The 25,652-nt window shown below is 73.5% G+C and carries 23 protein-coding genes; 9 read left to right on the forward strand and 14 right to left on the reverse strand.

Going from position 1 to position 25,652, the window contains the following annotated elements:
• Positions 1-8: 8 nt before the first annotated feature.
• Positions 9-1,193 (reverse strand): MarP family serine protease, encoded by a 1,185-nt coding sequence (locus tag B1H29_RS26380; RefSeq protein WP_055416571.1) that lies wholly within the window; start codon positions 1,191-1,193, stop codon positions 9-11.
• Positions 1,194-1,372: 179 nt separating this feature from the next.
• Here B1H29_RS26380 and B1H29_RS26385 point away from each other — a divergent pair, with 179 nt between their 5' ends.
• Positions 1,373-2,251, forward strand: coding sequence for a peptidoglycan recognition protein family protein (locus tag B1H29_RS26385; protein WP_063787474.1), 879 nt, complete (start codon positions 1,373-1,375; stop codon positions 2,249-2,251).
• 79 nt (positions 2,252-2,330) lie between these two features.
• Here the strand turns inward: B1H29_RS26385 and B1H29_RS26390 are convergent, their stop codons facing one another.
• From B1H29_RS26390 to B1H29_RS26420, 7 genes are all read right to left on the reverse strand, one after another.
• Complete coding sequence (locus tag B1H29_RS26390) at positions 2,331-2,852, reverse strand: DUF4240 domain-containing protein (RefSeq protein WP_055416569.1); 522 nt, start codon at positions 2,850-2,852, stop codon at positions 2,331-2,333.
• A gap of 56 nt (positions 2,853-2,908) precedes the next feature.
• Positions 2,909-4,045 (reverse strand): helix-turn-helix transcriptional regulator, encoded by a 1,137-nt coding sequence (locus B1H29_RS26395; protein WP_234392944.1) that lies wholly within the window; start codon positions 4,043-4,045, stop codon positions 2,909-2,911.
• Between the two features lie 69 nt (positions 4,046-4,114).
• Complete coding sequence (aceE, locus tag B1H29_RS26400) at positions 4,115-6,817, reverse strand: pyruvate dehydrogenase (acetyl-transferring), homodimeric type (protein ID WP_055416568.1); 2,703 nt, start codon at positions 6,815-6,817, stop codon at positions 4,115-4,117.
• A gap of 340 nt (positions 6,818-7,157) precedes the next feature.
• Complete coding sequence (locus tag B1H29_RS26405; protein ID WP_055416567.1) at positions 7,158-7,781, reverse strand: GntR family transcriptional regulator; 624 nt, start codon at positions 7,779-7,781, stop codon at positions 7,158-7,160.
• A 209-nt stretch (positions 7,782-7,990) separates the two neighbouring features.
• A complete protein-coding gene (sucB, locus tag B1H29_RS26410; protein WP_055416566.1) occupies positions 7,991-9,814 on the reverse strand; it encodes a 2-oxoglutarate dehydrogenase, E2 component, dihydrolipoamide succinyltransferase in 1,824 nt (607 codons plus the stop codon).
• 63 nt (positions 9,815-9,877) lie between these two features.
• A complete protein-coding gene (gene lpdA, locus B1H29_RS26415; RefSeq protein ID WP_055416565.1) occupies positions 9,878-11,266 on the reverse strand; it encodes a dihydrolipoyl dehydrogenase in 1,389 nt (462 codons plus the stop codon).
• A 282-nt stretch (positions 11,267-11,548) separates the two neighbouring features.
• Positions 11,549-13,087 (reverse strand): leucyl aminopeptidase, encoded by a 1,539-nt coding sequence (locus B1H29_RS26420; protein ID WP_055416564.1) that lies wholly within the window; start codon positions 13,085-13,087, stop codon positions 11,549-11,551.
• Positions 13,088-13,338: 251 nt separating this feature from the next.
• Here B1H29_RS26420 and B1H29_RS26425 point away from each other — a divergent pair, with 251 nt between their 5' ends.
• Positions 13,339-14,124, forward strand: a complete 786-nt coding sequence (locus B1H29_RS26425; RefSeq protein ID WP_055416563.1) for an endo alpha-1,4 polygalactosaminidase — start codon at positions 13,339-13,341, stop codon at positions 14,122-14,124.
• 46 nt (positions 14,125-14,170) lie between these two features.
• Here B1H29_RS26425 and B1H29_RS26430 read toward each other — a convergent pair whose 3' ends face one another.
• Positions 14,171-14,965: an adenosylcobinamide-GDP ribazoletransferase gene (locus B1H29_RS26430; RefSeq protein WP_055416562.1), complete on the reverse strand. Its 795-nt coding sequence runs from the start codon at positions 14,963-14,965 to the stop codon at positions 14,171-14,173.
• 60 nt (positions 14,966-15,025) lie between these two features.
• Between B1H29_RS26430 and B1H29_RS26435 the strand changes: the two genes are divergently transcribed.
• Positions 15,026-15,778: a hypothetical protein gene (locus B1H29_RS26435; RefSeq protein WP_055416561.1), complete on the forward strand. Its 753-nt coding sequence runs from the start codon at positions 15,026-15,028 to the stop codon at positions 15,776-15,778.
• 78 nt (positions 15,779-15,856) lie between these two features.
• On the opposite strand, the gene cobT is transcribed toward B1H29_RS26435, so the two are convergent.
• Positions 15,857-16,951 carry a nicotinate-nucleotide--dimethylbenzimidazole phosphoribosyltransferase gene (cobT, locus tag B1H29_RS26440; RefSeq protein WP_055416560.1) on the reverse strand — a complete coding sequence of 365 codons (1,095 nt, stop codon included), beginning with the start codon at positions 16,949-16,951 and terminating at the stop codon, positions 15,857-15,859.
• A 170-nt stretch (positions 16,952-17,121) separates the two neighbouring features.
• Between cobT and B1H29_RS26450 the strand changes: the two genes are divergently transcribed.
• Entirely contained in the window at positions 17,122-17,877 is a 756-nt protein-coding gene (locus tag B1H29_RS26450) for a class I SAM-dependent methyltransferase (protein ID WP_055416559.1), read from the forward strand.
• Here the strand turns inward: B1H29_RS26450 and B1H29_RS26455 are convergent.
• Positions 17,866-19,065: a bifunctional adenosylcobinamide kinase/adenosylcobinamide-phosphate guanylyltransferase gene (locus B1H29_RS26455; RefSeq protein WP_055416558.1), complete on the reverse strand. Its 1,200-nt coding sequence runs from the start codon at positions 19,063-19,065 to the stop codon at positions 17,866-17,868. The genes B1H29_RS26450 and B1H29_RS26455 overlap by 12 nt on opposite strands.
• Before the next feature lie 193 nt (positions 19,066-19,258).
• On the opposite strand from B1H29_RS26455, the gene B1H29_RS26460 reads away from it, so the two are divergent.
• On the forward strand, positions 19,259-19,495 hold the full coding sequence (locus B1H29_RS26460; RefSeq protein ID WP_055416557.1) for a hypothetical protein: 237 nt from the start codon (positions 19,259-19,261) through the stop codon (positions 19,493-19,495).
• Positions 19,496-19,538: 43 nt separating this feature from the next.
• Here the strand turns inward: B1H29_RS26460 and B1H29_RS26465 are convergent, their stop codons facing one another.
• The 3 genes from B1H29_RS26465 to B1H29_RS26475 all read right to left on the reverse strand — a co-directional run bounded on the left by B1H29_RS26465 (position 19,539) and on the right by B1H29_RS26475 (position 22,122).
• The gene (locus B1H29_RS26465; RefSeq protein ID WP_055416556.1) at positions 19,539-20,621 is read right to left on the reverse strand and encodes a S1C family serine protease; all 1,083 of its coding nucleotides are present in this window, start codon (positions 20,619-20,621) and stop codon (positions 19,539-19,541) included.
• A gap of 77 nt (positions 20,622-20,698) precedes the next feature.
• Entirely contained in the window at positions 20,699-21,400 is a 702-nt protein-coding gene (locus B1H29_RS26470) for a class I SAM-dependent methyltransferase (protein WP_055417698.1), read from the reverse strand.
• 83 nt (positions 21,401-21,483) lie between these two features.
• A complete protein-coding gene (locus tag B1H29_RS26475) occupies positions 21,484-22,122 on the reverse strand; it encodes a DUF3043 domain-containing protein (RefSeq protein WP_079160860.1) in 639 nt (212 codons plus the stop codon).
• A gap of 271 nt (positions 22,123-22,393) precedes the next feature.
• Here B1H29_RS26475 and B1H29_RS26480 point away from each other — a divergent pair, with 271 nt between their 5' ends.
• The 4 genes from B1H29_RS26480 (at position 22,394) to B1H29_RS26495 (ending at position 25,593) form a co-directional block, all read left to right on the forward strand.
• Positions 22,394-23,182, forward strand: coding sequence for a PspA/IM30 family protein (locus B1H29_RS26480; RefSeq protein ID WP_267891933.1), 789 nt, complete (start codon positions 22,394-22,396; stop codon positions 23,180-23,182).
• 21 nt (positions 23,183-23,203) lie between these two features.
• On the forward strand, positions 23,204-23,488 hold the full coding sequence (gene pspAA, locus B1H29_RS26485) for a PspA-associated protein PspAA (protein ID WP_055416553.1): 285 nt from the start codon (positions 23,204-23,206) through the stop codon (positions 23,486-23,488).
• Between the two features lie 177 nt (positions 23,489-23,665).
• Entirely contained in the window at positions 23,666-24,913 is a 1,248-nt protein-coding gene (locus B1H29_RS26490; RefSeq protein WP_055416552.1) for a sensor histidine kinase, read from the forward strand.
• On the forward strand, positions 24,910-25,593 hold the full coding sequence (locus B1H29_RS26495; RefSeq protein WP_055416551.1) for a response regulator: 684 nt from the start codon (positions 24,910-24,912) through the stop codon (positions 25,591-25,593). The genes B1H29_RS26490 and B1H29_RS26495 overlap by 4 nt, the downstream gene beginning before the upstream one ends.
• Positions 25,594-25,652 lie beyond the last annotated feature (59 nt).

Genomic DNA, 25,652 nt, shown 5'->3' on the forward strand with positions numbered 1-25,652 from the left:
GCCGACGCTCACGACGTGACGGGCTCGCCGGTGTCCACCGCCTCCGTCGCGTCCGCCGCGCGCCGCGCGTCGTCGGCCACCTCGTCCGCCGTCAGCACGTATCCGGTCCGGGCGTCGGAGGTGGAGCGGGCGAAGACCACGCCGTACACCCGGCCGTCGGTGGTCAGCAGGGGACCGCCGGAGTTGCCGGGGCGGACCGTGGAGCGGATCGAGTAGATCTCCCGGGTGACGTTCGCGTCGCTGTAGATGTTCTGTCCGGTCGCCCGTATCCGGTTCGCCACCGTCGCCGCGCGCAGGTCCAGGTCGCCGTCCTGCGGATAGCCCGCGACCACCGCGGGGTCGCCGCGCTCCGCGTCGTCGTCGAACCGCAGGACGGGCGCGGCCAGGTCCGGGACGTACAGCACGGCCACGTCCTCGCCCGGGTCGAACAGCACCACCCGCGCCTCGTACGACGGGCCCACCCCGCCGACCCGCACGGTCGGGTCGTCGATGCCGGCCACCACGTGGGCGTTGGTCATCACGTGCTCCGGCGCGTAGACGAAGCCGCTGCCCTCCCGGCCCTGGGTGCCGGCGACGCCCTCGACCTTGACCGTGCTGAGCTTGGCCGCGTTGGTGGCCGCCGCCGTGACGCTGTCGCCGGAGGGGTCGGCGACCTGGGCGGTCGACTCGTTCTCGAACGGGTTGAAGACCCGCGGGAACCCCGCCTCGGTCAGTGCGGACGTCGCCCGGGAGAACCACGCCGGGGTGGTGTCCGGCATCGTCCGCTGCACCGCGCCCAGCACCGTCGAGTCCCGGATCGCCGAGGTCAGCAGCGAGGACGAGGACGCCGCCAGCACGCTCGCCGCCACCCACGCCACGATCAGCGCGGCCGCCGCGTTGGCCACCGCGCCGCCGACACCGTCGGCGACCCGGAGCGGGCCGGCGTCCAGCTCCCGGCGCAGCCGCAGCGCCAGCCGCCCCGCCAGTTCGTGGCCGGCCACCGCCGGCAGCAGCACCGTGAACACGGCGGTCACCGTCGCCGCCGTCGACCCCGGCGACACCAGGTCCATCACCCACGGCAGGACCCACACGCCGATCACCGCGCCGCCCACGAAGCCGGCCAGCGAGACACAGCCGGCCAGCAGTCCGCGCCGGTAGCCGGAGGCCGCGTAGGCCAGCACCACCAGCACCAGCACGATGTCGAGCAGGTCCACGCGAGCCGCCTTTCCGTCCGGGCCCCGCGGGCCTCGGTCCCTGAGTACGTGCCGGACGGTCCCGGTGATCAGCCCGCGACGCCGTGGCTGTCCGGCTACGGCCCCCGTGCGTGTCGGCGAGTGAGTACGAGTGAGTGCGAGTGGGAGCGGTCAAACGGAAAACGTCGTGGACCGGGACGATGGTTCCACCGCGTGGCACAGCACACATCGCGGGCGGACCGGATCCGCCGGACAGTGGATCCATGCGTGTCTTCCGAGGACCGCCCGACGCCCGGGAACGGCGCGCGGTTCCCATGCCGGGCGCCGCCCGCCTGCCGGGCGCGGTACGCGTGCTGCTCGGCTGCCTGCCCGGTCTGGCCGCCGTCGCCGCACTGGCGCTGTGCGCGAGCGGGGTGGAACGGGCCGCCGCGGCGCACCCCCGGCCGGCCGCGGCGGACCGGCACACCGCGCCCCGGCCGCCCGTCGTGCCCCGGTCGGTCTGGCTGGGCGACGCCGCCCGCGCGCAGCCGCCCCCGCGCTACGACGACAAGATCCTCGCCGTCTTCGTCCACCACACGGACACGCCGAACGGCTACGACTGCGCCGACGTGCCGGCCATCCTCCGCGGCGTCTACACCGGTCAGACCGGCGCGCGGGACTGGGACGACATCGGCTACAACTTCGTCGTCGACCGCTGCGGCACCATCTACGAGGGCCGCGCGGGCGGCATCGACCGGGCCGTCACCGGCGCCCACACCCAGGGCTTCAACCACCGCACCACCGGGATCGCCGCCCTCGGCACCTTCACCGCCGGCGTGCCCGTGCCCGACGCGCTGACCGACGCCATCGCCGCGCTGACCGCCTGGAAGCTCGGCCGTACCGACACCGATCCGCGTGGAAAGGCCAGCCTGGTCTCCAGCAACGGCCTCAGCCGGTACGCCGTCGGCGCCACCGCCACCCTGCCCGCCGTCGCGGGCCACGACGAGGGCTACCAGACGAGCTGCCCGGGCGCCGCCCTCACCGCCCGCCTCCCGGACATCAGGCAGGAGGCGGCCCGGCTCCAGGGCCGGCCCGGCTGACCTCGGCGCCGACCGGCCCCAGGCGTACCTCCCGTCGGACACGGGCCGCCGCCGTACCGCGTGAGCGGGGGCGGGCGGGTCAGTCCTGCCCGAACCGCTCCCACAGGCGGGGAAACCGCGCGGCGAGCGCCCGGTCGTCCTCCAGGTCGATCGGGGCGCCCAGCGGCTCCGCCGGAGCGGGCGCGATGCCCAGGTCGGGGGCGACGGTGCCGGTGAGCTGCTCGTAGGCCTCGTCGGCCGCGTAGCCGAGCTCCTCGCCGTCGCCGTCCAGTTCCTCGTCGAAGTCGTCCAGCAGCTCGGCGAGCGAGTCGGGATCGTGCACCGCGCCCTCGTACACCTCGCGGCCCTGGCCGATCAGCCAGCACCGGAAGTAGTCGAAGGCGTCGTCGCTCGCCCCGCCGAGCAGCACCCACGCGGCGCCCCACAGGTCCCAGGTGCAGGCGCGGTTGTAACGGGCCTCGAAGTGGCGGGCGAAGTCGAGCACCAGGTCCGGGTCCATCCCGAGGAGCCGCTCCACGAGCAGGTCGGCCTGGTCCTCGGGGTCGCCGTCGGCGCCCTGCCGGGTGGCGTCGATCAGCTCCCAGAACTCCGTCTCGTCCATCACGGGTCCAGCATCGGCCCTGCAGGGGTGGTACGCACGTGGAGTGCGGCGGATCGTTATGTGCCGGCCGGATCCGCCTCCCCGTCCACCCCGCCCCCGTCCAACCCGTCCCCGTCCACCCCGTCGGCCTCGGACCTGTCCCCGTCCACCCCGTCGGCCTCCGACCCGTCCACGTCCGCCCCGTCGCCTTTCGGGCCGTCCCCGTCCGCCCCGTCGCCGTACAACCCGGCCAGCCGCCGTGCGTCCCGCGCGAACCGCTCCCGCAGCGTCCGTGGTGCCAGCACCTCCGCCTCCGGACCGAGCCCCGCGAGCTGCGTGTACGCGACCTCCTCGGACTCCACGGGCAGCGTCACCGTCACCCACCCGTCCGCGTCCGGCGCGCCGGCGGCCGCCAGCGCCTCCCGGGCGGACAGCGCGCCGACGGCGTACGGCAGCCCCCGCGCCCCCTGCGCCGACAGCCGCACCACGACCTCCGCCCGCAGGATCGACCGGGCGAACTGCTCGGCCCGTTCCGCCCAGAACGCGGGCAGGTCGAAGCCGTCGTCCCGCGCGAAGCGCTCCTCACCCGCCTCCACCGCCGTGAACCGGTCGATGCGGTACACCCGGAAGGCCCCGTCGTCCGCCGCCCGCGCGACCCGCGCGCACAGGTACCAGACCCCCGCCTTCAGCACGAGCCCGTACGGCTCCAGCTCCCGGACGACCTCGTCCTCCCCGCGCCGGTAGCGCGCGGCGACGGTCCGGTCGTCCCAGACCGCGTCCGCGACCGCCGGCAGCAGCTCGGGCGTCTCCGGCTCCCGGAACCAGTTCGGCGCGTCCAGGTGAAACCGCTGCGCGGCCGTACGGGAGGCGTCCCGGAGGGAGGGGAGCAGGGCCGCCGACACCTTCAGGCGGGCCGCGGACGCGGCGTCCTGAAGACCCATCTCGCGCAGCGCCCCCGGCACCCCGGACAGGAACAGTGCCTCCGCCTCGCCCCGGGCGAGTCCGGTCAACCGGGTGCGGTAGCCGCCGATCAGCCGGTAGCCGCCGACCCGGCCGCGCTCCGCGTACACCGGCACGCCCGCCTCCGACAGCGCCTGCGCGTCCCGCGTCACGGTCCGCTCCGACACCTCCAGCTCCCGGGCCAGCTCGGTGGCGGTCATCGACGGGCGGGACTGGAGGAGGAGCACCATCTTGATCAGGCGGGCAGCGCGCATGCCCACATGATGCAGGAGAACGCGGAAGGCCCCCGCCGCGGCGGGGGCCTCCTCACGTCGTACCGGTCCTTACAGGCCGTAGCGCTCGCGCGCCTCCTTCACGGCCGTCGCCTTGACCTCGCCGCGCCCCGCGAGCTGGGCCAGGGCCGCGACCACGATGGACTCGGCGTCGACGCCGAAGTGGCGGCGGGCGGCCTCACGGGTGTCCGACAGACCGAAGCCGTCGGCGCCCAGCGAGGACCAGTCCTGCTCGACCCACTGCGCGATCTGGTCCGGGACCTGACGCATGTAGTCGGAGACCGCGAGGACCGGGCCCTCGGCGCCCTGGAGCGCCTGACGGACGTACGGCACCCGCTCCTCGCCGCGCAGCAGCGCCGCGTCGGCCTCCATCGCGTCCCGGCGCAGCTCCGTCCAGGAGGTCGCGGACCACACGTCGGCGGCCACACCCCACTCCTCGGTGAGCAGTCGCTGCGCCTTCAGCGCCCAGTGGATCGCCGTGCCGGAACCCAGGAGCTGGATGCGCGGGGCGTTCGCGGCCGGGGCCAGGCCCGCCGTCTCCGCCGTGTTGAAGCGGTACAGGCCCTTGACGATGCCCTCGTCCACGCCGGCGGCGGACGGCTTGGCCGGCTGCGGCATCGGCTCGTTGTAGACGGTCAGGTAGTAGAAGACGTTCGGGTCCTCGTCCGGGGCCGCCTCGCCGTACATCCGGCGCAGACCGTCCTTGACGATCGCCGCGACCTCGTAGGCGAAGGCCGGGTCGTACGTCAGCGCCGCCGGGTTGGTCGCCGCGATCGCGGGCGAGTGGCCGTCCGCGTGCTGGAGGCCCTCACCGGTCAGCGTGGTCCGGCCGGCCGTGGCGCCGACCAGGAAGCCGCGGCCGAGCTGGTCGCCGAGCTGCCACATCTGGTCGGCCGTGCGCTGCCAGCCGAACATCGAGTAGAAGATGTAGAACGGGATCATCGCCTCGCCGTGCGTCGCGTACGACGTGGAAGCGGCGATGAAGTCGGCCATCGAACCGGCCTCGGTGATCCCCTCGTTGAGGATCTGGCCGTTCTCGGCCTCCTTGTAGTACATGAGCTGGTCGCGGTCGACCGGCTCGTACGTCTGGCCCTTGGGCGAGTAGATGCCCAGGGACGGGAAGAGGCTCTCCATGCCGAAGGTGCGCGCCTCGTCGGGGACGATCGGCACCCAGCGCTTGCCGGTCTCCTTGTCGCGGACCAGGTCCTTGACCAGGCGGACGAAGGCCATCGTGGTGGCCACGCTCTGCGAACCGGAGCCCTTGTCGAAGGACGCGAACGCCTTCTCGGCGGGCGCGGGCAGCGGCGCGACCGGGTGCACGCGGCGGGCCGGGGCCGGACCGCCGAGGGCGGCGCGGCGCTCCTGGAGGTAGCGGACCTCGGGGGAGTCGGCGCCCGGGTGGCCGTAGGGGACCACGCCGTCGGTGAAGTCGCTGTCCTTGATCGGCAGGCCGAGCAGGTCGCGCATGTCCTTGAACTCGTCCACCGAGAGCTTCTTCATCTGGTGGTTGGCGTTCTTGGACGCGAAGCCCTTGCCGAGGGTGTGGCCCTTGACCGTCTGGGCCAGGATCACGGTCGGCGCGCCCTTGTGGGCGAGCGCGGCCCGGTAGGCGGCGTAGACCTTGCGGGACTCGTGGCCGCCGCGCGAGTAGTGGAAGCACTCGAGGATCTTGTCGTCGCTCAGCAGCTTCGCCATCTCGACGAGCGCCGGGTCCTTGCCGAAGAAGTCCTCGCGGATGTAGGCGGCGTCGCGCGTCTGGTACGTCTGCACCTGCGCGTCCGGTACCTCGCGCAGGCGGCGTACGAGCGCGCCGGTGGTGTCGAGCTGGAACAGCTCGTCCCACGCCGTGCCCCACAGCGACTTCACGACGTTCCAGCCGGCGCCGCGGAACTGCGCCTCCAGCTCCTGCACGATCTTGAAGTTGGCGCGGACCGGGCCGTCGAGGCGCTGCAGGTTGCAGTTGATGACGAAGGTCAGGTTGTCCAGGCCCTCGCGGGAGGCGAGGGTGAGCGCGGTGGTGGACTCGGGCTCGTCCATCTCGCCGTCGCCGAGGAACGCCCACACGTGGGAGTCGGTCAGATCCTTGATGCCGCGGCTGGTCAGGTAGCGGTTGAACCGCGCCTGGTAGATCGCGGAGATCGGGCCGAGGCCCATGGAGACGGTGGGGAACTCCCACAGCCAGGGCAGCCGGCGCGGGTGCGGGTAGGACGGCAGGCCGTTGCCGCCGGCCTCGCGGCGGAAGTTGTCGAGCTGCTCCTCGCTCAGCCGGCCGTCGAGGAAGGCGCGGGCGTAGATGCCGGGGGAGGCGTGGCCCTGGATGTAGAGCTGGTCGCCGGAGCCGTCACCCTCCTTGCCCTTGAAGAAGTGGTTGAAGCCGGTCTCGTACAGCCAGGCCGCGGAGGCGAAGGTGGCGATGTGGCCGCCGACGCCGTGCTTGCTGCCGCGGGTCACCATCGCCGCCGCGTTCCAGCGGTTCCAGGCGGTGATCCGCTGCTCCATCGCCTCGTCGCCGTCCACGGCGGGCTCGTCGGCGGTCGGGATGGAGTTGACGTAGTCCGTCTCGAGGAGCTTCGGCAGCGCGAGGCCGGCGCCCTCGGCGCGCTCCAGTGTGCGGCGCATCAGGTACGCGGCACGGTGCGGCCCGGCCGCCTTGGTAACGGCGTCCAGGGAGGCCCGCCACTCGGCGGTCTCCTCGGGGTCGCGGTCCGGGAGCTGGTCGAGCTCGCTCGGCTGGATGGCTTTGGGGTCGGTCATGTCGCCGCCTTCCTCAGTCGAAGGGGGTTCCCTCATCGTCAAGGGTTCGGGGGTGCCCTAGGTCTTTGGCAGGACAGGGCTGAGGCTCTGGTGGAAGCCCGTCCGTGACTGTAACTCGCTGATCGATGATCGATCAAAGGGTTGAGGGGCAAAACCTCTTGATCACGAGAAAGTAGGCACGGGGTGCCTCCGCCGATGGCACGGCGTGTCCCGCCCTGGTGGGTGTTCGTGCAGGTGAGCGCGGTAGAGCTCGGGTGGTTCGCAGGCGTGGCGGGTGCGGGTGCGGCCTGGCTGATCACGCGGTCCCCCGCGCCCCCGCAGCGGTGGCGGGGGCGACTGACTACGCGCGGGGGGCGCAGCCCAGGACGTGGGCCTTCACGATCTCGTCGATCCGCGGGTCCCGGCGCCGGAACGCTGCGACCAGCTCGTCGTGCTCCTCCGCGTACGACTGCTGCACCGTCCCCAGCCACCGTATCGACAGCGCCGTGAACACCTCGATGCCCAGGCCCTCCCAGGTGTGCAGCAGCACCGAGTTGCCGGCCGCCCGCACCAGCTCCCGGTGGAAGCCCACCGTGTGCCGCACCTGGGCCGTCCCGTCGGACACCCGGTCGGCCTCGTACAGTGCGGCGACGTGCGGTTCGAGGGCGGAGCAGTCCTCGGCGAGCCGGTCCGCCGCCAGCTCCGCCGCGATCGCCTCCAGACCGGCCCGGACCGGGTAGCTCTCCTCCAGGTCGGCGGCGGTCAGGTTGCGTACGCGTACGCCCTTGTTCGGCGCCGACTCGATCAGCCGCAGCGACTCCAGCTCCCGCAGCGCCTCCCGCACCGGCGTCTGGCTGACCTCCAGCTCGGTGGCGATCCGGCGCTCCACGATCCGCTCGCCCGGCTGCCAGCGTCCGCTGATGATCCCTTCCAGGATGTGCTCGCGGATCTGTTCGCGCAGCGAGTGGACGACGGGCGCGGTCATGAGAGCTCCTTCGGGAGAGGGCCCTTCCGGCCCCCTGGGGCGACTGACGTTGAGAAACAATACGGCCGTCACCGCCGGCCGGAAGGGCGCACGGGGGCGCTTTCACGCAGGTGAGACGAGACTTACACGACGGATACGGCCCGCACACGACGGTGCCCCCGCCCGGGAAGCTCCGGGCGGGGGCACCGTACAGGCCCACGGGCAGGGGGTTACAGGCCGAGCTCGACCTCGAACTCGCCCGCCTCCAGGATCGCCTTGACCGCCGTCAGGTAGCGGGCGGCGTCGGCGCCGTCCACCAGGCGGTGGTCGTAGGACAGGGTCAGGTACGTCATGTCGCGGACGCCGATGACCGGGCCGTCCTCCGTCTCGATGACGGCCGGACGCTTGACCGTGGCACCGATGCCGAGGATGGCGACCTGGCCCGGCGGCACGATGATCGTGTCGAACAGCGCGCCGCGCGAACCGGTGTTGCTGATGGTGAAGGTCGCACCCGCCAGCTCGTCCGGGCTGATCTTGCTGGCCCGGACCTTGCCCGCCAGGTCGGCGGTCGCCTTGGCGATGCCGGCCAGGTTGAGGTCACCGGCGTTCTTGATGACCGGGGTCATCAGGCCCTTCTCGGAGTCCACCGCGATACCGACGTTCTCGGTGTCGAAGTAGGTGATGGTCCCCTCGGCCTCGTTGATCTTGGCGTTGATCGGCGCGTGCGCCTTCAGCGCCTGGGCCGCGGCCTTGACGAAGAACGGCATCGGCGAGAGCTTGACGCCCTCACGCGCCGCGAACGCGTCCTTGGCGCGGGCGCGCAGCTTCATCAGGCGGGTGACGTCGACCTCGACGACCGACGACAACTGCGCCTGCTCGTGCAGCGCCTTGACCATGTTGTCGCCGATGACCTTGCGGATGCGCGGCATCTTGACGGTCTGGCCGCGCAGCGGGGAGGCCTCCAGGACGGGGGCCTTCTTCGCGGCGGGCGCGGCAGCGGCGGCCGGAGCCGGGGCGGCGGCCTTCGCGGCCTCGGCCGCGGCGGTGACGTCCTGCTTGCGGATACGGCCGCCGACGCCGGTGCCCTTGACGGTGGACAGGTCGACGCCGTTCTCGGCGGCGAGCTTGCGCACCAGCGGGGTGACGTAGGCGCCCTCGTCCACCGGCTGGGCGGCGGCCGGGACGGCCGGGGTGGCGGCCGGGGCCGGCGCGGGCGCCTGCGGGGCCGCAGCCGCGGGGGCGGCCGGGGCCTGCTGGGCCGGGGCGGCCTGCTGCGGTGCCGGCGCCGGGGCCGGAGTCGGCGCCGGGGCCTGGGCGGGCTCGGGCTGCGCGGGGGCGGCCGGGGCCTGGGTGGGCTCGGGCTGCGCGGGGGCGGCCGGGGCCTCCTGGGCCGGGGCGGCCGCCGGAGCGGCACCCGCCGCACCGATGACGGCGAGCTTGGCGCCGACCTCGGCGGTCTCGTCCTCGCCGACCACGATCTCCAGCAGGGTGCCGGAGGCGGGGGCCGGGATCTCGGTGTCGACCTTGTCGGTGGACACCTCGAGCAGCGGCTCGTCGGCCTCGACGCTGTCGCCGACCGACTTCAGCCAGCGGGTGACGGTGCCCTCGGTGACGGACTCGCCGAGCGCGGGCAGGACCACGTCCGTGCCCTCGGCGGCGCCGCCGCCGGTGGAGGCCTCGGCGGTGGGAGCGGGCGCCGGGGCGGCCTGCTCGGTGGACGGGGCGGCCGGTGCCGGCTCGGGTGCCGGCTCCGCGACCTGCTCGGCCTGCGGAGCCTGCTCGGCGGCCGGGGCCTCCTCGGCCGCGGGGGCGCCGGAGCCGTCGTCGATCAGCGCCAGCTCGGCGCCGACCTCGACGGTCTCGTCCTCGGCCACCTTGATGGAGGACAGCACGCCGGAGGCGGGGGCCGGGATCTCGGTGTCGACCTTGTCGGTCGAGACCTCGAGCAGCGGCTCGTCGGCCTCGACGCGCTCACCCTCGGCCTTCAGCCAACGGGTGACGGTGCCCTCGGTGACGCTCTCGCCGAGCGCCGGAAGGGTTACGGAAACCGCCATGGTTTCGGTTGCTCCTTACGAATTGCGGAAGTCTGTGTCGTCGCGCCCAATGACCGAGGGAGGTCAGTCGTGGGAGTGCAGGGGCTTGCCGGCCAGCGCCAGGTGGGCCTCGCCGAGCGCCTCGTTCTGCGTCGGGTGGGCGTGGACGAGCTGGGCCACCTCGGCCGGCAGGGCCTCCCAGTTGTAGATGAGCTGGGCCTCGCCGACCTGCTCGCCCATGCGGTCGCCGACCATGTGGACGCCGACCACGGCACCGTCCTTGACCTGGACGAGCTTGATCTCGCCCGCGGTCTTCAGGATCTTGCTCTTGCCGTTGCCCGCCAGGTTGTACTTCAGGGCGACGACCTTGTCCGCACCGTAGATCTCCTTGGCCTTGGCCTCGGTGATGCCGACGGAGGCGACCTCCGGGTGGCAGTACGTCACCCGCGGCACACCGTCGTAGTCGACCGGGACGGTCTTCAGACCGGCCAGCCGCTCCGCCACCAGCATGCCCTCGGCGAAGCCGACGTGCGCGAGCTGGAGGGTGGGGACGAGGTCACCGACGGCGGAGATCGTCGGGACGTTCGTCCGCATGTACTCGTCGACCAGGACGTAGCCGCGGTCCATGGCGACCCCGGCCTCCTCGTAGCCCAGGCCCTGGGAGACCGGGCCGCGGCCGATGGCGACGAGCAGGACCTCGGCCTCGAACTCCTTGCCGTCGGCGAGGGTGACCTTGACGCCGTCCTGGGTGTACTCGGCCTTCTCGAAGAAGGTGCCCAGGTTGAACTTGATGCCCCGCTTGCGGAAGGCGCGCTCCAGCAGCTTGGAGCTGTTCTCGTCCTCGACCGGCACGAGGTGCTTGAGACCCTCGATGACCGTGACGTCGGTGCCGAAGGACTTCCACGCGGAGGCGAACTCGACGCCGATGACACCGCCGCCCAGGATGATCGCCGACTTCGGCACGCGGTCCAGGACGAGGGCGTGGTCGGAGGAGATGATCCGGTTGCCGTCGATCTCCAGGCCCGGCAGCGACTTCGGCACGGAGCCGGTCGCCAGCAGGACGTGGCGGCCCTGGACACGCCGGCCGTTCACGTCGACGGAGGTGGGGGAGGACAGCCGGCCCTCGCCCTCGATGTAGGTCACCTTGCGGGAGGCGACCAGACCCTGCAGGCCCTTGTACAGGCCGGCGACCACGTCGTCCTTGTACTTGTGCACGCCCGCCATGTCGACGCCCTCGAAGGACGTCTTGATGCCGAACTGCTCGCTCTCGCGGGCCTGGTCGGCGATCTCGCCCGCGTGCAGCAGGGCCTTGGTGGGAATGCAGCCGTTGTGCAGGCAGGTGCCGCCGAGCTTGTTCTTCTCGATCAGGGCGACGTCCAGGCCCAACTGCGCCCCGCGCAGGGCCGCGGCGTAACCACCGCTGCCACCGCCGAGGATCACTAGGTCGAAAACGGTGCTGGCGTCGTTCGCCACGTCACGTCCTCCATGCATGTGCGCCACGCCGGTCTCCAGTGACCGGTCGGCGGCTGGTGTCCGGCCGCTCTTTGTTCTCGGCCCTTAGGTGGGGCCCTGTCCTGCCGAGCCCCATCTTCGCACTTGTGAGAGGCGAACGAGACGTGGGGCCGGGGTGTGAGACGCCCCACGTTCCCTTGTCAGGGGCGGCCGGACAGCGCCGTGCGGGGCGCGGGGACCGGCGCGACGAGCCACGGCGGGCCCGCGGTCACGATCACCCGCGCCCCGAGCGCGCGGGCGACGTCAGCCGAGATCCCCCGCGGCCGTCAGCTCGGCGACCCGCACGAGCGTCCGCACAGCCGTGCCCGTCCCGCCCTTCGGGGTGTACCCGAACGGCCCGCCCTCGTTGAACGCCGGGCCCGCGACGTCCAGGTGCGCCCAGGTGATCCCCTCGCCGACGAACTCGCGCAGGAACAGGCCGGCCACCAGCCCGCCGCCCATCCGCTCACCCATGTTGGCGATGTCGGCGGTCGCCGAGTCCATGCCCTTGCGCAGGTGCTCCGGCAGCGGCATCGGCCAGGCCGGCTCGCCGACCTCCTCCGCCGCCTCGTGCACCGCGGCACGGAACGCGTCGTCGTTCGCCATGATCCCGTACGTCCGGTTGCCCAGCGCCAGCATCATCGCGCCGGTCAGGGTCGCCACGTCGACGATCGCGTCCGGCTTCTCCTGCGAGGCCGCCCACAGCGCGTCGGCGAGCACGAGCCGGCCCTCGGCGTCGGTGTTGAGCACCTCCACCGTCTTGCCGCTGTACATGCGCAGCACGTCGCCCGGGCGGGTCGCGGAGCCGGACGGCATGTTCTCGGCCAGCGCCAGCCAGCCGGTCACGTTGACCTCGAGGCCGAGGCGGGCGGCGGCGACGACCGCGGCGAACACGGCGGCGGCACCGGCCATGTCGCACTTCATGGTCTCGTTGTGCCCGGCCGGCTTCAGCGAGATGCCGCCCGAGTCGTAGGTGATGCCCTTGCCGACGAAGGCGAGCGACTTCGTCGCCTTGGACGAGGTGTACGACAGCTTCACCAGGCGCGGGCCCGACGCCGACCCGGCGCCGACGCCGAGGATGCCGCCGTAGCCGCCCTTGGTGAGCGCCTTCTCGTCGAGCACCTGCACCTTGATGCCGTGCTCCTTGGCGGCGGCCTGCGCGACCGCCGCGAACGCCTCGGGGTTGAGGTCGTTCGGCGGGGTGTTGACCAGGTCGCGGGCGCGGTTCAGCTCCTCGGCGACGGCCGCGGCACGCTCGATCGCCGCCTTGTACGCCTTGTCGCGGGGCTTGCCGCCCAGCAGCGCGGCCTCGGCCAGCGGGGCCTTGCCGTTCTTGGCCTTGGCCTCCTTGCCGGGCTCCTTGTAGGCGTCGAAGGAGTACGCGCCCAGCAGCACACCCTCGCCGACGGCGCCGGCGTCGGCGGCCTCGGTGAGCGGGAGGGCGAAGGCGGCCTTCTTGGCGCCGGCGAGGGCGCGGGCGGCCACACCGGCGGCCCTGCGCAGCGCCTCGGCGTCGAAAGCGGCGTCCTTCTCGGGCCGGGCGCCGAGGCCCACCGCCACCACGACGGGCGCCTTGAAGCCGGACGGAGCGGGCAGCTTCGTCACCTCGCCCTCGGCGCCGGTGGCACCGAGGGTCTCCAGGACGCCGGCGAGCCGGCCGTCGTACGCCTTGTCCACGGCCTCCGCGCCCGGTGCGACGACCAGACCTTCGGACCTGGACGCCGTGCCCTTGGCGACACCGATCACGATCGCGTCGGCCCGCAGGCCGGGCGCCGCGGCGGTGCTGAGAGTGAGAGCAGTCACGGTGGTGAAATCTCGCTTCCGTATGAAGTCTTGCTGTGGCCGAATGCGGGTGGGTCGACCGGGCCCGACAACCGACCCTAGATCCCTCCTGCGATGCGGTCTTTACCCGGGCAGGCAAACACCCGGCACGAGCCTACGCTCGCGGCCGCCCCCGCTCGCTCCCGCGGGGCGCGGTTCGCCGCGCGGCCCCCGGGATGGGAGATCATTCCCGGCGTACACCACCTCGCCACCCCACACCCTGGAGCACGCCAGTGAGACGCCGGCCGGCCCTGTCGACAGCCCTTCTCCTGCTCCTCGCGGGCTGCGCGTCTGCCAACGACGACGATCCGGAGGCCGGCGACCACTGGCGGCCCCGGCCCGGCACCGCGTGGCAGTGGCAGCTCAGCGGCAGGCTCGACACGTCCGTCGACGTACCGGTCTACGACATCGACGGCTTCGACCACACCGGGGCCACGGTCGCCGGGCTGCACGAGGACGGCCGCAAGGTCATCTGCTACCTGTCCACCGGCGCCTGGGAGGACTTCCGCCCCGACGCGGACAAGTTCCCGGAGTCGGTGCTGGGCAGGGGCAACGGCTGGGAGGGGGAGCGCTGGCTGGACATCCGTGCGACGGACGTCCTGGAGCCGCTGATGGCCGAGCGCATCGACATGTGCCGCGAGAAGGGCTTCGACGCGGTGGAGCCGGACAACATGGACGGCTACAGGAACGAGACCGGCTTCCCGCTCACCGCCGACGACCAGCTCCGCTACAACCGGCTGATCGCGAAGCTCGCCCACGACCGCGGCATGGCCGTCGGTCTGAAGAACGACCTGGACCAGATCCCCCAGTTGGTGGACGACTTCGACTTCGCGGTCAACGAGCAGTGCGCCCAGTACAACGAGTGCGCCGACAACCAGCCGTTCATCGACGCGGACAAGGCGGTCTTCCACGTCGAGTACGAGCTGCCGGCCGACCGCTTCTGCGCCGAGTCCCGCGAGCTGGGGCTGAGTTCGATGCTGAAGAAGTACGAGCTGGGGGTGTGGCGGGAGGCCTGCTGAGGCACCCGCCGGGAGCCGGCGGGCGAGGCCCCGGGGGACCAGGGGCTCAGCCGAGGACCAGCACCACCAGCGACGTCGTGGCCGCCGTCTCCGCCACCCCGCCGAAGACGTCACCGGTGACCCCGCCGAAGCGGCGGACGCAGTGCCGCAGCAGCAGCTCGGCGACGGCGACGGCGCACAGGACGGCGAGCGCGGTGCGGAGCGCGCCGTACGGCCCGTCGCCGGGCCCGGCGAACGCGCCTGCCGCCGCACCGGCCGCCGTGACGACGGCGGTGGCCGCCAGCGCGCCACCCGCCGGCACCACCCCGGCGACCGCCGCGCCCAGTCCCTCCGGGCGGGCGGCGGGCACCCCGGCCCGGGCGGCGAGGGTGAGGGCCAGCCGGGCCGCGGCCGCCGAGACGACGGCGGCGAGCGCGCCCCGCGCCCAGGAACCGTCGTAGGCCCGGGCCAGCGCGGCCACCTGGGCCAGCAGCACGAACACGAGGACGAGTACGCCGAACGGTCCGATGTCCGACTGCTTCATGATCCGCAGCGCGTCCCCGGCGGGCTTCCCGCTGCCGAGTCCGTCCGCGGTGTCGGCCAGCCCGTCCAGGTGCAGCCCGCGGGTGAGCGCGGCGGGTACGGCTGCCGTGGCGACCGCCGCGAGCAGGCTTCCCGCGCCCAGGAACAGCAGCAGGAGCCCGGCCGCCGCGGCGGCGGTGCCGATGGCCAGCCCGGCCAGCGGCGCGCACAGCATGCCGCCGCGCGCCGCCTCCCGGTCCCATCGGGTCACCTTGACCGGGAACACGGTGAGGGTGCCGAACGCGAAGCGGAGGCCGTCGGGCGAGGGGGTCCTGAGCACCGGCGCAGACTACCCGGCGGTCACCGGGGCGCCGGAGGCCGTCGGGGATAAAGTGCGCATATGGGAGATTGGTGGCAGCGCAACATCATGGAACCGGGCAAGCTGCCGCTGCTTCTCGCCCTGGCGGCCTTCGTCCTGACGTTCGTGATCACCCGGGCCGTCACCCGCCTCATCCGGGCCGGCCGGGGCCCCTTCGGCAACGTCGAGTCGGGCGGGGTGCACATCCACCACGTCGTGCCGGGGATCGTCCTCACCGTCATCGGCGGCTTCGGCGCGGTCGCGGGGGGCCGGAACGGGTTCGGCTCCGCCCTCGCGGCGGTGGTCTTCGGCATCGGGGCGGGCCTCGTCCTGGACGAGTTCGCGCTGGTCCTGCACCTCGACGACGTCTACTGGACCGAGGCGGGCCGGCAGAGCGTGGAGGTCGTGGTGGTCACCGCGGCCCTGGTCGTCCTGGTCCTCGCCGGATTCACGCCGTTCGGTGTCGACGGCATGTCCGAGGACGAGTCGCAAAACCGCGCGGGCGTCATCGCGGCCGTCGCCGGGAACTTCTTCTTCTCCCTGCTCGCCCTGGCCAAGGGCAAGACCCGCCTCGCGGTCTTCGGGGTGATCGTCCCCCTCGTCGCCCTGATCGGCGCGATCCGCCTGGCCCGTCCCGGCTCGCCCTGGGCCCGGCGCTGCTACGGCCGCCGCCCGCGCGCCCGCGCCAAGTCCCGGCTGCGCGCCTACCGCCACGACCGCCGCTGGTCCGGGCCCCGCCGCGCCTTCCAGGACTGGATCGGCGGCCGCCCGGATCCGGCTCCGGACCACCGCTGACGCCCGCGGCGGCCGGTGCGGGTCCGGCGGGGGTGCGCGCGGCGCGGCTCGCGTGCCGGGTGGGCGGCCGGCGCCGGCTCACCGGGCGTCGGCGTCGACCGCGGCCTCGTCGGCCGCGGCCTCGTCGTCGCGGACCTCGGGCAGCTCCGCCGCCAGCGCCGCCGCCGCCTGCACCAGTGGCAGCGCCAGCAGGCCCCCCGCCCCCTCGCCCACGGTCACGCCCTGGGACAGCAGCGGCTCCAGGGCCATCCGGTCCAGCGCCTTGGCCTGGCCCGGCTCCCCGCTGTCGTGCGCGGCCAGCCACCAGTCCGGCGCCCGGAACGCGACCCGCTGCCCGACCAGCGCGCACGCGACCGTCACGACGCCGTCCAGGATCACCGGCAACTTCCGCACCGCGCTCTGCAGCAGGAAACCCGTCATCGCGGTGAGGTCGGCACCGCCCACGGTCGCCAGCAGTCGCAACTGGTCCCCGAGGACCGGCCGGGCGCGGCGCAGCGCGTCCCGGATCGCCGCGCACTTGCGCATCCAGGCCAGGTCGTCGATGGCCAGCCCGCCCCGCCCGGTGACGACCGACGCGTCGGTCCCGCACAGCGCGGCGACCAGCACGCCCGCCGCCGTGGTCCCGCCCACGCTCACGTCGCCGAGCACCACCAGATCCGTGCCGGAGTCGGCCTCCTCGTCGGCCACCGCCATCCCGGCCCGGAAGGCGGCCTCCGCCTCCTCCTGGGTCAGCGCGTCCTCGACGTCGATGCGCCCGCCGCCGCGCCGCACCCGGTGCCGTACGACGTCGGCCGGCAGTGTCTCCGGGTCGCAGTCCAGGCCCATGTCGACGACCCGCACCGGCACACCGAGGCGGCGGGCGAGCACGGACACGGGCCGGCCGCCCTCCAGGACCTCGCGCACCAGCTCGCCGGCGCTGCCCGCGGGCCGCGCCGAGACGCCCAGCTCGGCCACCTTGTGGTCACCGGCGAAGAGCACCACCCGCGGCCGTTCGACCGGCCGCACCGGTACGGCGGACTGCGCCGCGGCCAGCCACTCGCCCAGGTCGTCCAGGCGGCCCAGCGATCCGGGCGGGACGACCTGGCGCTCCCGGCGCGCCTCGGCGTCGCGGCGCACCCCGCCGTCGGGGCGCTCGATCAGATCGGTGAAGTCGTCGAGATTCAGCGAGCTCATTCGCCGAACAGTACCGGCCCCGGTCGAACGCCACGGAGGGCCCGTGCGCACCGCGCCCGGGCGGCGTCGGTGCACCCCGGAACGCGATCACGTACGTAACGTTTTGCCTGGTTTGTCGTATGGCGTCGTATGTCGCCGTCCTGTGTCCCCTTTCCGCGCCGGGAGCCGCCATGACCGCACCCTCCGCCCCCTCGGCACCGACTCCCGTCCCCCGGGTGCCTCCCGTGCCCGGGTACGGGCCGCACCGCGAGGACTGCCCCTGGTGCGGCTCGCGGCGGCTGGGCCACCGCCCGCGCCGCGAGGACCCGTGGCGGGCCGCACCCGGCCGGTCCGCGCTCGAACGCTGCCGGGACTGCCGGCACGTCTTCCGCAACCCTCCGCTCACGCCCGGCCCCGAGCACCCCGTGGTCCGCGCCGGCGTCCGCCTGAGACACGACCTCGCCGCCCGCGCGATGCTCCGCCGCCACCCCGACCCCGAGAGCTGGCTGGACGTGGGCACCGGCGACGCCGACTTCCCCCGCACCGCGCGCAGGCACTTCCCGTACACCTCCTTCGACGGCCTGGACCCCACCCACCGGGTCCTGCGCGCCCGCGCGGTGGAGCGTGTCGAGGAGGCGTTCGTCGGCCGCCTGACGGACCCGCACATCGCGGCCCGCCTGCGCGCCCGCTACGACGTGGTGAGCCTCTTCCACCACCTGGAACGCGTCCCGGACCCGCGCGCCGAACTGCGTGCCGCCCTCCACGTGCTCCGCCCGGGCGGGCATCTGCTCGTGGACGTGGCCGACCCGCGCCGCCTGCTCGTCCTCCCGCCCGGCGCCTCGCACCCGGCGGGCCTGCACGTCGAACTGGCGGCGCGGGGCTGCACGGTGCTCACCGGCCCGCGGACCCACCGCGTCATCGCGCGCAAGGACGCCTCAGCCCCGTAGCACCAGCGCCTGCCCGGCCACCACGAGCACCACCTGCTCGCACTCGGCCGCGAACGCCGCGTTCAGCCGGCCGAGTTCGTCCCGGTAGCGGCGGCCCGAGGCGGTGGCGGGCACGATGCCCGAGCCCACCTCGTTCGACACCGCGACGACGGTGCGCCGGGTGGCGCGCACCGCCTCCGTCAGCTCCCGCACCCGGTCCCTGAGGGCCCGTTCCCCGCCGTCCGCCCACTCCGCGTCGTCCCACGCGCCGACCGCGTCCATCGCGTCCGTCAGCCACAGGGACAGACAGTCGACGAGCAGCGCCGGCCCGTCGTCCTTCAGGAGCGGCACCAGGTCGCACGTCTCGGCGGTGCGCCACGAACCCGGGCGCCGCTCCCGGTGCGCGCAGACCCGCGCCGCCCACTCGGTGTCCCCGTTGCGGGAGCCGCCGGTCGCGACGTAGAGCACGTCCGGGAATGCCTCCAGCCGCCGCTCGGCCTCCACCGACTTGCCCGACCGGGCCCCGCCCAGCACGAGGGTGCGCCGCGGGACGTCGGGTACGTCCTCGTAGGAGCCCACCACCAGCGTCGTCCCGTCCGGCACCGCCCGCGCTCCGGCCGCCGCGAGCCGCCGCGTCAGTTCCGGGCCCGGCGGCACCTCGTGGCCGAGGTGGACGGCGACGACGTCCGTCGTCGCGCCCGCCGCACCCACCGCCCGCAGCCTCGCCACCGCGTCCGGCCGCCCCACGACGTCCGCGACGAGAAGGTCGTACGGCTCGGCGGGCTCCTCCAGACCGGCCGGCGCGCCGCCCGGCGGCAGATACAGCAGCCGCTGCCCGTCCGGACCGGTCACGGCGTAGCCGGTGCCCGGCGCGTCCATCGCCACCGCCCGCACCCGGTGCCCGGTCAGCAGCGCCAGCTCCCGCCCGTCCGGCACCCGCCCCGGCTGCGGCAGACCGGCCGGCACTTCCACCGCGGGCCCGTCGTGCGGGTGCGACAGCAGTGCCTGCCGTACGCCGGACAGGGAGTGCCCGGCGCGCGCGGCGGCGAACGCGGCGCCGGGTGTCAGGTCGAGCAGCAGCGCCCCGTCCACCAGCAGCGAGGTCGCCGCGCGCGCGTTGTCGCCCTGTGCGGCGGTACAGGCCGCGCAGGGACAGTCGGGGCGGGGGAGTCCCGCGGGGGCACCGGTGCCGAGCAGAGTCACGTCCACGCCTCGATTTTCCCCGGTCCCCCGGGGACGTGCGCGCCCGAGACCCCCCGGACAGGCCCCCAGGGGCGCCGGCGGTTCCGGCTCTCGCCCCCCGGCCTTCTACGGCCCGCCCCGCTCAGCGCATAGGCTGCGGTCGGAGGCCGGACCAAGATCCGGCTTCCGCTCTGCATGTGCTCACATCTTGGAGGCGTACATGGCGGCATGGACGTGGCGGTTCGAGACGGCCGGCGGGACGGAGGTCCAGCCCGCGGTGCAGCCCGAGGAGTTCACCACGCAAGGGGACGCCGAGTCCTGGATCGGTGAGTACTGGAAGGAACTCAAGGAGGGCGGCACCGATCAGGTGCGGCTGTTCGAGGACGCCACCGAGATCTACGGCCCGATGAGCCTGCACGCGCAGGAGGCGGAAGCGGCCGCGGAGCCGGAGGCCTGACCGGTGGGCGGGGCGGGTCCCGACCGGACCGGCCCCGCCTTCGTCACTGTTCGCCCAGCGTCACCTCGGTGGTGCGCTCGTCGCCGTCGCGGGTGTACGTCAGCTTCGTCCGGTCGCCCGGCTCCATCGACGCCAGCGCCTCGGCCAGCGAGGTGATCGTGGTGATCTCCGTGCCGCCCAGCCGGACGACGACGTCCCCGGGCCGCAGTCCCGCGTCGTCGGCGGCCCCGCCCTCGCCGACCTCGACGACGGCCACGCCCGCCGGCCGGTAACCGTCGTCGACGACCGTACGGGCCGTGATGCCGAGCGCCGCCCGGCCGGAGTCGGTCACCCGGCCGTCCTCGATGATCTGGTCGGCGACCGTCCTCACCATCGACGCCGGGATCGCGAACCCGATGCCGGGCGCCGCGCTGTCGCCGAGGCCCGGGTCGGTCGCGGCCAGCGTCGGGATGCCGATCACCTGGCCGTCGAGGTTCACCAGGGCGCCACCGCTGTTGCCGGGGTTGATGGCCGCGGACGTCTGCACCATGTTGCCGATGGTCGCGCCCGTACCGCCCCCGGAGCGGCCCTCGGTGACGGTCCGCCCGGTGGCCGAGACGATGCCCTGCGTCACGCTGGAGGACAGTCCGAGCGGCGAGCCCATCGCCAGCACGATCTGCCCGACCCCGACCTTCGATGAGTCCCCGAAGCGGGCCGCCCTCATACCGTCGGGCACCCTTTCCAGCTTGATGACGGCGAGGTCCTGCTCGGGATAGGCGAGAACGAGCTCCGCGGCCAGCGCGTCCTCGGTGCGGGCGGTCGTCACCCGGAAGGACCTGTTGTCCCCGACGACGTGGGCGTTGGTGACGACGTGCCCCTCGTCGTCGTACACGACCCCCGACCCCAGGGAGTCGCCCGCCTGGATCTGCACGACCGACGGGAGTACGTCGTTGATCACCCGCTCGTAGTCGGCCTGCAGGTCGTTGGCCGCGTACGGCGCCGCGGCCTGTGCCGGATCGCCCTCCCGCCCGCTCCCGGAACCCGGCCCGGATCCGGCACCGGAGCAGCCGGCGACGAGCAGCAGCGAGCAGGTCGGCGCGACGGCACGGCCGAGCAGCCGCGGCGGACGGGTACGGGAAGCGTTCATGCCCCGAGTCTCACCGCGCACCGCGGGCGCGGCTTGCCGAGAACCCCCGAACGGGCGCCGTCCGGACCGGACCGGTCCTACCCCCGCACCCCGCACAGGTGCAGCAGCGCCGCGATCCCGCGGTACGGGTCGGTCCGGCCGGCCCGCTCCTCGGCGGCCAGCAGGGTTGTGAGGACCTCCGGCCCCGGAGGGCCGTCGGGGGCCGTGTCCGTGAAGACCCGGACGCCGTACCAGGTGTGCAGCGGGGCGCCGATGCTCGCGAGCCTGGCCGTCAGCGCCGCCCGCCGGTCCGCGCGGACGGCCAGGCCGAGGCTGTCGCGACAGACGGTGGTGTCGAAGGCGGCGAGGGCGTCGGCCCACTCGCCGCGCAGGCCGGGGCGCATCGCGAGCGCGTCGCCGTTGCGCACCAGGAGCGACAGCAGCCCGCCCGGGGCGAGCATCCGGGCCAGCCCCGCGAGCAGCGGGTCGGGCTCCTCGACGTACATGAGCACCCCGTGGCACAGCACCACGTCGAAACTGCCCGGCAGGAAGTGCACGCCGGTGTCCCGGCCGTCGCTCTCGATGATCCGCATCCGCTCGCGGATGCCCTCGGGCTGGCCGGCCAGGGCGTCACGCGCCGCGGCGATCATCGTGGCGTCCCGCTCCAGACCGGTCACCTGGTGCCCGGCCCGTGCCAGCCGGAGCGCCTGGGCGCCCCGGCCCATGCCGACGTCCAGGACGCGCAGGCGCTTGCCGACCGGGAAACGACCGGCTATCTGCTCGTCCAGTTGCCGGGCCACCAGCTCCTGCCGCACGACGTCCCGCAGAGCACCCGGCCTGTCCAGCCAGGCATCGGCCGCGCCGTCGGCGAACGGCGTCGTGCTCAGGGCCGCTCCCCGCGCTTGACCTGGGGCTTGGGCAGGCGGAGCCGGCGCATCTGGAGGGAACGCATCAGCGCGTAGGCGACCGCGCCGCGCCTGCGCTCGTCCGGGAAGCGCTCGGCGAGACGCTTCTTCAGCCGGAAGCCGGTGACGATCGAGTCCAGCACGATCATCACGATCACGACCAGCCACAGCAGCAGTGCGACGTTCTGCAGCGAGGCCACCCGGATCATGCTCAGCACGAGGATGATCACGGCCATCGGCAGGAAGTACTCCGCGATGTTGAACCGCGAGTCGACGAAGTCGCGCGCGAACTTGCGGACCGGGCCCTTGTCGCGGGCCGGCAGGTACCGCTCGTCGCCCTTCGCCAGCGCCTCGCGCTGCCGCGCCATCGCGGTCCGGCGCTCCTCGCGCTGGCGCTTGGCGGCGTCCTTGCGCGTCATCGGGGTGTTGGCGACGCTGCGGCGCTGGGACTGGGCCGCACTGCGCTTGGGCGTCGGCCTTCCCTTGGGGGCCTGCGGGTCACGGGGCTGATTGGAGTCGGTCACCGGCGTCTTGACGAGGCTCGGTGACTTCTCTTCCTTGGCGCGGCTACGGAACACAAAACCCAAGGGTACGGGGTGCCGGGGTGTGGACCCCAGTCCGGTGGGGAACGATCCGGCAACGCCGGTCGTCTGTAAGTGGACAGAGGGGACGTTGCGTACACCCCAGGGCACCGGGTCATTCCGGACAACCCCGGGGAGCACCTACTCCCTACGCCGGACCGGGAGCGCACGCAGTCGTCCTTGGGGATGAGCGCATCCGTCCCCGAACAGTGCGGTAATGGATGCAGGGCCCGTACTGTGGGTTCTGTCGCAGGTGCTGGAGCTGGAGTCGGTCAGAAGGGGGCGCGCGAAGCCCATGAGCGGTGTCATGAAGCGTATGGGGATGATCTTCCGCGCGAAGGCCAACAAGGCCCTTGACCGGGCCGAGGACCCGCGCGAGACCCTCGATTACTCGTACCAGAAACAGCTGGAGCTGCTCCAGAAGGTGCGCCGCGGCGTCGCCGACGTGGCGACCAGCCGCAAGCGCCTGGAACTGCAGCTCAACCAGCTCCAGTCCCAGTCGTCCAAGCTGGAGGACCAGGGCCGCAAGGCGCTCGCGCTGGGCCGTGAGGACCTGGCCCGCGAGGCGCTCTCCCGGCGCGCCGCGCTCCAGCAGCAGGTCACCGACCTGGAGACGCAGCACGCCACCCTCCAGGGCGAGGAGGAGAAGCTCACCCTGGCGGCCCAGCGCCTCCAGGCCAAGGTGGACGCCTTCCGTACGAAGAAGGAGACCATCAAGGCCACCTACACGGCCGCCCAGGCGCAGACCCGCATCGGCGAGGCGTTCTCCGGCATCTCCGAGGAGATGGGCGACGTGGGCCTCGCGATCCAGCGGGCCGAGGACAAGACCGCCCAGCTCCAGGCCCGGGCCGGCGCCATCGACGAACTGCTCGCCTCCGGCGCCCTGGACGACCAGTCCGGCATGCACAAGGACGACATCCAGGCCGAGCTGGACCGGCTCTCCGGTGGTACGGATGTAGAGCTGGAACTGCAGCGCATGAAGGCCGAGCTGGCCGGGGGCGGCACCTCCGACCGGCAGGCCATCGAGGGCGGCCAGGACCAGGGCCAGGCGCAGTCCCAGCAGCCGCAGGACACTCCGCGCTTCGACAAGCAGTAAGCCCACGCCTAGGAGGGCGACATGATCGTACGGATCATGGGGGAGGGACAGCTCACGCTGGCCGACAGCCGTCTCACCGAGCTGAACCAACTGGACGACGAGCTGCTGGCCGAGATGGACAACGGCGACGGGCCCGGCTTCCGCGCGACCCTCCAGGCCCTCCTGGCCAAGGTCCGCGAACTGGGCGAGCCCGTCCCGGACGACTTCCTGGAGCCGTCCGATCTGATCCTCCCGTCCTCGGACGCCACGCTGGAGCAGGTTCAGGAACTCTTGAGCGACGACGGCCTCATCCCGGGCGGTGCGTGAATCCCGGCAGCCTGTTTCCCGGGCGGTACGGGCGGTACGGGAATTCCCAGCCCGTCCGGCGCTTGAGGACGAGGCCGCTCAAGCCGAAGCGGGGCCCGGGGGCGCAACCCCCGGCCAACGCCCACCGAATGCGGGCCCACACATGAGACACGCCCACTCCGGCTACCGTGAACAGCCGTGAGCACCCTCGCCCGCGCCCGCTGCACCATCGGTGCCCACCCCTCCGCCCTGGACACGGCCATCGCGGCGGCCGTCCTGGTGTGCATGGTCGCCGGCTCCTTCGTGGACCCGCACGGCCCCGAGGGCGTGAGCTGGGGCCTGCGCACCCCCGACGCGCTCAGCCTGGCCCTCATGGCCGTCGGCGCCGCCGCGCTCGTCTTCCGCCGCCGCGCCCCGTTGGCGGTCCTCGCGGTCACCGGCGGTGTCTCCGTCGTCGAGGGCGTCACCGGCGATCCCCGCGCGCCCGTCGTCATGTCCGCCGTCATCGCCCTCTACACCGTCGCCGCCTCCACCGACCGTCCCACCGCCTGGCGGGTCGGCCTGCTCACCATGACGGTGCTGACCGGCGCCGCCATGCTGGCCGGACCCCTGCCCTGGTACGCCCAGGAGAACCTCGCCGTCTTCGCCTGGACCGGCATCGGCGCCACCGCGGGGGACGCCGTCCGCAGCCGGCGTGCCTTCGTGCAGGCCATCCGCGACCGGGCCGAGAAGGCCGAGCGCACCCGCGAGGAGGAGGCCCGCCGCCGGGTCGCCGAGGAGCGGCTGCGCATCGCCCGCGACCTGCACGACGTGGTCGCCCACCACATCGCCCTGGTCAACGTCCAGGCCGGGGTCGCCGCCCACGTCATGGACAAGCGGCCCGACCAGGCCAAGGAGGCCCTCGCCCACGTACGGGAGGCCAGCCGCTCCGCGCTGGGCGAGCTGCGCGCCACCGTCGGCCTGCTGCGCCAGTCCGGCGACCCGAAGGCCCCGACCGAACCCGCCCCCGGCCTGGAGCGCCTCGGCGAACTCGTCGCCACCTTCCACCACGCCGGACTGCACGTCGAGGTGGCCCGCACCGACCAGGGCACCGAACTGCCCACCGCCGTCGACCTGGCCGTGTACCGCATCATCCAGGAGGCGCTGACCAACGTGCAGAAGCACGCGGGGACGCGGGCCAAGGCCGAGGTCAGCATCGTCCGGGTGGGGCCGAACATCGAGGTCACCGTGCTCGACGACGGCGCCGACGGGGGCGACGCCCCTGCCGGGTCCCCCGCCGCCGCGGCCGGCACCGACGGCGGCGGCCACGGCCTGCTCGGCATGCGCGAGCGCGTCACCGCCGTGCGCGGCACCCTCACCACCGGTCCCCGCTACGGAGGCGGTTTCCGGGTCCATGCGATCCTTCCGGTCAGGAACCGCACCGATGCCGCGGAGGGCCCCGTATGACGATCCGTGTCCTGCTCGCCGACGACCAGGCGTTGCTGCGCAGCGCCTTCAGGGTGCTGGTCGACTCCGAGCCCGACATGGAGGTGGTGGGGGAGGCGTCCGACGGTGCGGAGGCGGCCCGCCTGGCCGCCGAGCAGCGGGCCGACGTGGTGCTGATGGACATCCGGATGCCCGGCACCGACGGTCTCGCCGCCACCCGCATGATCAGCGCCGACCCGTCCCTCGCCCATGTCCGCGTGGTCATACTGACCACCTTCGAGGTCGACGACTACGTGGTGCAGTCGCTGCGCGCGGGTGCCTCCGGTTTCCTCGGCAAGGGCTCGGAGCCGGAGGAGTTGCTCAGCGCGATCCGCGTCGCGGCCGGCGGCGAGGCGCTGCTGTCCCCGACCGCCACCAAGGGGCTGATCGCCCGCTTCCTGGCGCAGGAGGGCACGTCCGGCGAGGACCGCGATCCCGCCCGTGCCGAGCGGCTGGAGACGCTGACCGTGCGCGAGCGCGAGGTGCTGGTCCAGGTCGCGGGCGGACACTCCAACGACGAGATCGCCGAGCGGCTGGAAGTCAGCCCGCTCACCGTGAAGACGCACGTCAACCGGGCCATGGCCAAGCTGGGCGCCCGGGACCGGGCCCAACTGGTCGTCACCGCGTACGAATCCGGGCTGGTCCGTCCAAGGGTGGAGTGATCCCGGGCCCGGTGTACTGCGGCCGGAGTATGCGCCGGATAAGGAAATGGACCTGGGGT

Source organism: Streptomyces pactum (assembly GCF_002005225.1).
In the GTDB taxonomy this organism is placed as follows: Bacteria; Actinomycetota; Actinomycetes; order Streptomycetales; family Streptomycetaceae; genus Streptomyces; species Streptomyces pactum_A.

Bases quoted from the DNA above. Each gene is read 5' to 3' on its own strand.
- B1H29_RS26450 (WP_055416559.1), top strand. From the start codon at position 17,122: ATGACCGCACCCTCCGCCCCCTCGGCACCGACTCCCGTCCCCCGGGTG.
- B1H29_RS26495 (WP_055416551.1), top strand. From the start codon at position 24,910: ATGACGATCCGTGTCCTGCTCGCCGACGACCAGGCGTTGCTGCGCAGC.
- cobT (WP_055416560.1), bottom strand. From the start codon at position 16,951: ATGAGCTCGCTGAATCTCGACGACTTCACCGATCTGATCGAGCGCCCC.
- B1H29_RS26405 (WP_055416567.1), bottom strand. From the start codon at position 7,781: ATGACCGCGCCCGTCGTCCACTCGCTGCGCGAACAGATCCGCGAGCAC.
- sucB (WP_055416566.1), bottom strand. From the start codon at position 9,814: ATGGCGGTTTCCGTAACCCTTCCGGCGCTCGGCGAGAGCGTCACCGAG.
- B1H29_RS26480 (WP_267891933.1), top strand. From the start codon at position 22,394: ATGAAGCGTATGGGGATGATCTTCCGCGCGAAGGCCAACAAGGCCCTT.
- B1H29_RS26465 (WP_055416556.1), bottom strand. From the start codon at position 20,621: ATGAACGCTTCCCGTACCCGTCCGCCGCGGCTGCTCGGCCGTGCCGTC.
- pspAA (WP_055416553.1), top strand. From the start codon at position 23,204: ATGATCGTACGGATCATGGGGGAGGGACAGCTCACGCTGGCCGACAGC.
- B1H29_RS26395 (WP_234392944.1), bottom strand. From the start codon at position 4,045: ATGCGCGCTGCCCGCCTGATCAAGATGGTGCTCCTCCTCCAGTCCCGC.
- aceE (WP_055416568.1), bottom strand. From the start codon at position 6,817: ATGACCGACCCCAAAGCCATCCAGCCGAGCGAGCTCGACCAGCTCCCG.
- B1H29_RS26385 (WP_063787474.1), top strand. From the start codon at position 1,373: ATGGTTCCACCGCGTGGCACAGCACACATCGCGGGCGGACCGGATCCG.
- B1H29_RS26390 (WP_055416569.1), bottom strand. From the start codon at position 2,852: ATGGACGAGACGGAGTTCTGGGAGCTGATCGACGCCACCCGGCAGGGC.
- B1H29_RS26435 (WP_055416561.1), top strand. From the start codon at position 15,026: ATGGGAGATTGGTGGCAGCGCAACATCATGGAACCGGGCAAGCTGCCG.
- B1H29_RS26460 (WP_055416557.1), top strand. From the start codon at position 19,259: ATGGCGGCATGGACGTGGCGGTTCGAGACGGCCGGCGGGACGGAGGTC.